The following is a 234-nucleotide window of genomic DNA, read 5'->3' on the forward strand; positions in this document are numbered from 1 at the left end:
CGACAGCACCTTTTCTCACTTTCGTTCCGTCTTGTAAATCAACACCGCTCATTCTCGTTTCTGCTTTAAACAGAACAAACTCCCCTTGTTCTGCAAGTTCTCTATTATATGATATAGATTTTCCCTGCACATACTCAATAACAGATCGACCTTCTGGTGTTTCATCTAAAACAGAACTAATAGCAGCCCACTTTCCAACTTGCTCAATCGTTTCATTTCCTACAGGCAATAATG

Annotated in this window: 1 pseudogene; it reads right to left on the reverse strand. The window is 39.7% G+C overall.

Annotated features, from left to right (window positions below):
• Positions 1–234, reverse strand: a pseudogene (locus SB717_RS39760) (potassium-transporting ATPase subunit B); the annotation flags it as partial.

This window comes from Priestia sp. SIMBA_032 (assembly GCF_046535215.1).
In the GTDB taxonomy this organism is placed as follows: Bacteria; Bacillota; Bacilli; order Bacillales; family Bacillaceae_H; genus Priestia; species Priestia aryabhattai.